This is a genomic window from Pseudomonas saliphila (assembly GCF_008638345.1).
Lineage (GTDB): Bacteria > Pseudomonadota > Gammaproteobacteria > Pseudomonadales > Pseudomonadaceae > Halopseudomonas > Halopseudomonas saliphila.
The window spans coordinates 1-6,849 of the sequence record NZ_VTVA01000037.1; the positions used below are offsets into that span (position 1 = coordinate 1).

Below are 6,849 nucleotides of genomic sequence, written 5' to 3' on the forward strand. Positions count from 1 at the left end.
ACGCGAACCTTGACGTTGTAATCAACGACCCGTTTAACTGCTACAAGTACCTTCATGGCATCCTCTTATTGAATAAATCTTCAAGAGCTTCCCGCCGCTTGCTACTGGTTGACCGAACGGGACCATTCATAAAAAAAGCGCTTAATCATGCCGATCACCCCATGCAGGGTCAAGGCCGGGACCTTGTTCCACAGGCCGCTGTCTGACCTGCAAGTGGATGTTTGCGTTGGAGCAGCCTTGCTTGGCTGATATAATGCGCGGCTAATCGGCCCAGGATGGGCCTTGATAACTAAATTCTGATCCGGCCTAGAGTAGGAGATATATAGTGGAACGCGAATTCATGGAGTTTGACGTTGTCATCGTCGGCGCAGGGCCGTCCGGCCTCTCCGCTGCCTGTCGCATCAAGCAACAGGCTGCTGAAAAAGGTCAGGAAGTCAGCGTCTGCGTTGTTGAAAAAGGTTCCGAAGTCGGGGCTCACCTCCTCTCAGGCGCCGTGTTTGAGCCGCGCGCCTTGAATGAACTCTTCCCCAACTGGAAAGAGATGGGTGCTCCGCTGAACACTCCGGTGATGCGTGATGACATCTATATGCTCACCAGCGAAGAAAAAGGCTACAAAATTCCGAACCTGTTTGTGCCGAAAACCATGCACAACGAAGGCAACTACATTATTTCCCTGGGCAACCTCTGCCGCTGGTTGGCTGAACAGGCTGAAAACCTTGGCGTAGAGGTTTATCCCGGCTTCGCTGCCCAGGAAGCCCTGGTCGACGAAAGCGGTGTCGTGCGCGGTATCGTGACCGGCGATCTCGGCGTTGACCGTGAAGGCAATCCGAAGGAAGGTTTCTTCACCCCCGGCATGGAGCTGCGTGCCAAGTACACGTTGTTCGCCGAAGGTTGCCGCGGGCACATCGGCAAGCAGCTGATGAACCAGTTCAACCTGAACGAGGGTGTCGATCCCCAGCACTACGGTATCGGTATCAAGGAAATCTGGGATATCGACCCTGCCAAGCATGAAGAAGGCCTGGTCGTTCATACTGCAGGTTGGCCCATGGATATCGTGGGCAGCGAGAACACCGGTGGTTCGTTCCTCTATCACATCGAGAACAATCAGGTTGTAGTAGGTCTGATCATCGATCTGTCCTATTCCAATCCGCACCTGTCGCCCTTCGACGAATTCCAGCGCTATAAGCACCACCCTGTCGTCAAACAGTACCTGGAAGGTGGCAAGCGCGTTTCCTACGGCGCCCGCGCCATCGCCAAAGGCGGCCTGAACTCGCTGCCGAAGATGGTTTTCCCGGGCGGCGCGCTGATTGGCTGCGACCTGGGCACCCTGAACTTTTCCAAGATCAAGGGCAACCACACAGCCATGAAGTCGGGCATGCTCGCGGCCGATGCAGTACTCGAAGCCCTGGCAGCCGGGCGTGAAGGCGGTGATGAGCTGACCAACTACGTCGAAGGCTTCAAGGCCAGCTGGGTATACGACGAGCTGTTCCGTTCGCGCAACTTTGGTCCTGCCATTCACAAATTTGGTGCATTGCTGGGTAATGCGTTCAACTTCATCGACCAGAACCTGTTTAGCGGCAAAATGCCGGTGACCCTGCACGACACCACACCGGATTACGCCTGTCTGAAGAAAGCCTCGGAAGCGCCGAAGATTGCCTATCGTAAGCCCGACGGTGTCTTGAGTTTCGACAAGCTTTCCTCGGTATTCCTGTCGAACACCAACCACGAAGAAGATCAGCCGGTTCACCTGAAGCTCAAAGATCCAAGCATTCCGATTGAGCAGAACTTGCCGCTGTACGATGAGCCAGCACAGCGTTATTGCCCAGCTGGCGTGTATGAAGTGGTAACCAGTGATGACGGCGACAAGCGGTTCCAGATCAACGCGCAGAACTGCGTGCACTGCAAGACCTGCGACATCAAGGACCCTGCCCAGAACATCACCTGGGTAGCGCCTGAGGGAACCGGCGGTCCGAATTACCCCAACATGTAATTTGGTGCTGGAACGAAACAAGGCCTCGCATATATGCGGGGCCTTGTTATTTTTGCTACATAACCCGGCGCTCTACAGCCCCGGGGCTCTACCGCATACTCTACGCAGCTATCAGGCCGCGACCACAGGAATCAGGTGCGGATGCTGCGGACTTGGCAGCGGGGGCAGGCCATGTGTGGCCCTGGCGCGCTGGCAATGCGGACTCTCCTGCCCTGCTTCTCCGTGATAGGGGAAATCCCGGCAGGCACTGGAACGTTTCTCGTAGATATTACAGCGCACCCCATCGCCTACTGATCCCATCAACGAAACACAGCGCGGTTCGGGCTGGTTCGTACCCTGCATGCAGCTCAAATGCGGGCTTATCTGTTCCGTCAGGTGGGCGGGTACACCTCCCTCTTGGGCGCTGTCCGTCTCGCCCCAGTAAAACGAAACCCTGAATGTGGCACAACATGCACCGCAGTTCAGACAGGGTGTTGTTTCGCTCATTTCATCGCGTACCTCAGGTAATTTCTGGAGCGCGACTTTTACAGCGCAACGGCCTGAGCACACAAGCGGAATTCGGCGAAAGAACCCACTTATTTTCTGGCATGAGGCGCTTGCACTTATGAGCCTATATTGACCGATAAGGGAATACTCCCCCGCTGGGTTCTGACGCGTTACCATCGAGGCAAATTCACATCAGCAAACGGATCACTGCATGACTGAAACCGCCCACATTGCCGGCCTGGATACCCAGCGCCTGTCTCGAATCGCCGAACATCTGGACAGGGCCTATATCACACCGGGCCGACTACCGGGTGCGCTAACGCTGGTTGCCCGGCGCGGTGAAATCGCCTATTTGCATGCACAGGGCATGATGGATGTGGAGCGCAACAAACCGGTTCAGACAGATACGCTATTCCGGGTCTACTCGATGACCAAACCGGTCACCTCGATCGCCCTGATGCAGTTGTATGAGCAGGGCCGGTTTCTGCTGGACGATCCGGTGCACAAGTACATACCTGCCTGGAAGAATTTACGCGTTTACAAGTCTGGCATTCACCCCAACTTCATAACGGTGCCCTGCGAGCGGTCCATGACCATCCGTGATCTGCTGACGCATCAGTCAGGCCTGACCTACGGCTTCATGAACCGCACCAATGTCGACGCGGCTTATCGCGAGCTGAAACTAGACGGCAATTCCGGGCTGACCCTCGAACGCTTGATAGATGAGCTGTCACGACTACCGCTGGAGTTCTCTCCAGGCACGGCGTGGAACTACTCAGTATCGACCGATGTGTGCGGCTATCTGGTGCAACTCCTGTCAGGCATGAGCCTGGAAGCGTATTTCGCCGAGCATGTGTTCAAGCCGCTGAAGATGCACGACACCTTCTTTACTGTCCCGGCAGAAAAACTGAATCGCTTTGCGGCCTGCTACCAGTATCAGCCAGGCGATCAATTCAGTCTCCAGGACGACCCGCAGCACTCCCACTTCGCGCGCGAGCATGGCTATCTGTCTGGCGGTGGAGGCCTGGTATCAACCATTACCGACTATCATCGTTTCGCCCAGGCGCTGGCCAATGGTGGTGAACTGGAGGGTGCGCGAATCATCGGCCGCAAGACTCTGGAGTTCATGCGCCTGAACCACCTGCCAGATGATCAGGATCTGCCCAGCGTCACAGTCGGGGGCTTCAGCGAAACACCCTACGATGGCTCCGGATTTGGTCTGGGGTTCTCGGTAAAGACCGATGTTGCCAAGTCTCAGACTATTGGCTCCGTCGGTGAATACGGCTGGGGCGGCATGGCCGGCACAGCCTTTTTTATCGATCCGGTGGAGGAGCTGGTGGTGATCTTCATGACCCAATTGATACCCTCCTCCGCCTACCTGCTGAGGCAGGAACTGCGAGCGCTGGTGCACGCCGCGCTGGTTGACTGACTGACCGGCCCTCAGTCTCGGTTGGTCATCGACTAGACTGCATAATCGCTTCGATCTTGTTTTCTTACAGGAGCGGCGAGCATGAATCGACGAGGTTTTCTGCGAGCATCGACCCTCGCGCTGGGCGGCATTGCGGTTTCCACGGGGCTGCAGAGCGGTTTTGTCAGCGGTGCCCTCTCGGCTGCGCATGCAACGCCGCGCAAGATCGCTTTTCGGCATGGGGTCGCCAGTGGTGACCCCTTGCGTGACCGGGTCATTCTCTGGACCCGGATATCGCCAATCGATGCCCTTGGCGAAGCGATCGAGGTCGGCTGGGAAGTGGCGGCCGATTCAGGCTTCACAGAGCTGCTGCATAAGGGTTCGACCGGGACAGGTCCGGAACAGGACTACACAGTCAAGGTTGATGTACTGAACCTTAAGCCCGATACCCGTTACTACTATCGATTTAACTCCCAGGGCGTTACCTCTGCGCACGGCAATACGAAGACCTTGCCCGCCGGTGATGTGAGTCAGGTGCGCCTGGCGGTGGTCTCCTGCGCGAATTATCCAGCCGGTTACTTTCATGTGTATGCCGAGGTCGCCCGCGCTGAAAACTTGGATGCAGTGATTCATCTTGGCGACTATATCTACGAATACGGCGCCGGCGGCTACGCCACGGCTGCGGCGGAGGACATGGGCCGGGCGCTGCCTGCTGATAACGACGGCGAGACCCTGACGCTGGCCGACTACCGTAAACGCTACGCGCTGTACCGCACCGACGAGGACCTGCAAGCGCTGCATGCAGCAGCCGCCTGTATTGCCGTGTGGGATGATCACGAAATCAGCAATGACACCTGGCAACACGGCGCGCAGAACCACAACGAGGACGAAGGCGATTTCGACGAACGCAAACGCGCTGCCCTGCAGGCCTGGTTCGAATGGATGCCGGTTCGCCCAGCTAGCAGCGACGATCAACTGACCATCTACCGCAGCTTCGACTTTGGCAACCTGGTCAGCCTGCACATGCTGGACACCCGCGTGATCGGACGCGATCGCCAGCTCACCTTCAGTGATTACTATGACGATGAAGGCTTCAAGTCTGCTGCCTTCCGGCGCGACAGCATGGACCCTAGTCGAACCCTGCTGGGCCAGTCGCAGCGGCGCTGGCTGTATGACGCCCTGGAGACCTCTGGCGCGACCTGGCAGGTGCTTGGCCAGCAGGTATTGATGGGCCAAAGAATGTTGCCGCGGGCGCTCTTGTCGGTGCTGCAGGACGCAGAAGATCGCGATCTTGCCCAGACGCTTCAGGCGTTGATCGCTATCGCGCAGCGTCGTCAACAGAATGACCCCTCGCTGACGCAGCAAGAGCTCGATCAGGTGGCAACGCTGGTCCCCTTCAGTCTGGATGCCTGGGACGGTTACGCCTACGAGCGGGAAATGCTGCTCAAGCATGCGAGCGCACATGACACAAACCTTGTGGTGCTCTCCGGCGATACCCACAATGCCTGGGCCTGCAATCTGACAACCCTCGAAGGTACCCACGCTGGCGTGGAGTTTGTCACCAGTTCAGTGACATCGCCTGGCATGGAAAGCTATCTGGACATTCCACAAACGCTGATGCCCTTGAGCGAGCGGGCAATCACCACGCTCACGCATGACGTGCAGTACGTCAACGCCTATCAGCGCGGTTATATGCTCGTGACCTTCACTCCCGAGCACGCCACAGCCGATTGGCACTTTGTCAGCGGTGTCGCGCACCCTGACTACCGGATGGATCAGGCTCGCCGGTTTACTCTGACTGCCGCAACCGGAGCGCAGAATCGTCGCCTCGTTTCGCCAGCCCCGGCGGATAATATCAAACGTTAGTAAGCTCTATTTCGTCGGCTCCGGCTCAGGGGGATTATCAAACTGCCCGTTTCAGGGTATAAGGGCGCTATGAAAATCCCTAAACGAATACAACCGCTGGTAGACGACGGTCTGGTGGACGAGGTCTTACGTCCGCTGATGAGTGGCAAGGAAGCTGCCGTATATGTCGTGCGCTGTGGCACCGAGATCCGTTGTGCCAAGGTTTACAAGGAAGCGGCCAAGCGCAGCTTCAAGCAGGCTGTGCTGTACCAGGAAGGCAGGAAGGTGCGGAACTCCCGCCGTTCCCGCGCCATGGAGAAAGGCTCGAAATTCGGCCGCAATCAGCAGGAAGAGGCCTGGCAGAACGCCGAGGTCGACGCCCTCTATCGCCTTGCTCGCGCCGGCGTCAGGGTGCCACAGCCCTACGGCTGCTTCGAAGGCGTGCTGCTGATGGAGTTGGTGACCGACGGCGATGGTGCCGTCGCGCCACGCCTTAATGACATCAGAATGGCCGCCGAAGATGCTCGTGAAGATCATGCTCTGGTGATGGAGTACGTCAAATTGATGCTCTGTGAAGGCCTGGTGCATGGCGATCTGTCCGAATTCAACGTGCTGGTCGATGGATACGGTCCGGTAATTATCGATCTGCCTCAGGCGGTGGACGCCGCGGCCAATAACAATGCCCGGTCGATGCTTGAGCGCGACGTCAACAACATGACGGAGTATTACGGCCAGTACGCTCCGGACCTGCTGGAGACGCGCTACGCCAAGGAAATGTGGGCCAAATATGAAGACGGCGAACTGGACCCGGACACAGAGCTGACAGGTTTCTTCGCCGAGAGTGAAGAGGCTGCCGATGTCGGTTCGGTGGTTGACGAGATTCGCGCGGCATTTGCCGAAGAGCAGGAACGGCAGGAACGTATCCGGGACGCGGAAGAACAGTAAGGGCATTTCAGTAGTAAACCCAAGGGCGTCCTGCAGACGCCGTCGCGCCGAGGGCGACCCTTATATGGACCCGTCCCGTGTTGCAAGCCACATGACATTCGAGAATGAGATTGCACGCTTATATCCGGCCTTGTATATCGGGGTGTACGGCCCCGGCCATTATGAGATGTGCATT

6 protein-coding genes are annotated in these 6,849 nt (G+C 57.4%); 5 read left to right on the top strand and 1 reads right to left on the bottom strand.

All coding sequences use genetic code 11. The features are described 5' to 3' along the window. The coding region (locus FHK95_RS20165) for a hypothetical protein (protein WP_206668638.1) at positions 1–206 on the top strand (206 nt) is incomplete at its 5' end. Positions 207–325: 119 nt separating this feature from the next. Continuing rightward, complete coding sequence (locus tag FHK95_RS19745; protein WP_150306350.1) at positions 326–1,990, top strand: electron transfer flavoprotein-ubiquinone oxidoreductase; 1,665 nt, start codon at positions 326–328, stop codon at positions 1,988–1,990. A 111-nt stretch (positions 1,991–2,101) separates the two neighbouring features. On the opposite strand, the gene FHK95_RS19750 is transcribed toward FHK95_RS19745, so the two are convergent. Then, complete coding sequence (locus tag FHK95_RS19750) at positions 2,102–2,476, bottom strand: YkgJ family cysteine cluster protein (RefSeq protein WP_150306351.1); 375 nt, start codon at positions 2,474–2,476, stop codon at positions 2,102–2,104. Between the two features lie 211 nt (positions 2,477–2,687). On the opposite strand from FHK95_RS19750, the gene FHK95_RS19755 reads away from it, so the two are divergent. The 3 genes from FHK95_RS19755 to FHK95_RS19765 all read left to right on the top strand — a co-directional run bounded on the left by FHK95_RS19755 (position 2,688) and on the right by FHK95_RS19765 (position 6,674). Beyond that, entirely contained in the window at positions 2,688–3,905 is a 1,218-nt protein-coding gene (locus FHK95_RS19755) for a serine hydrolase domain-containing protein (protein ID WP_150306352.1), read from the top strand. 81 nt (positions 3,906–3,986) lie between these two features. Beyond that, a complete protein-coding gene (locus FHK95_RS19760; RefSeq protein WP_150306353.1) occupies positions 3,987–5,750 on the top strand; it encodes an alkaline phosphatase D family protein in 1,764 nt (587 codons plus the stop codon). A gap of 69 nt (positions 5,751–5,819) precedes the next feature. Beyond that, on the top strand, positions 5,820–6,674 hold the full coding sequence (locus FHK95_RS19765; protein ID WP_150306354.1) for a PA4780 family RIO1-like protein kinase: 855 nt from the start codon (positions 5,820–5,822) through the stop codon (positions 6,672–6,674). The last annotated feature ends 175 nt before the right edge of the window (positions 6,675–6,849 follow it).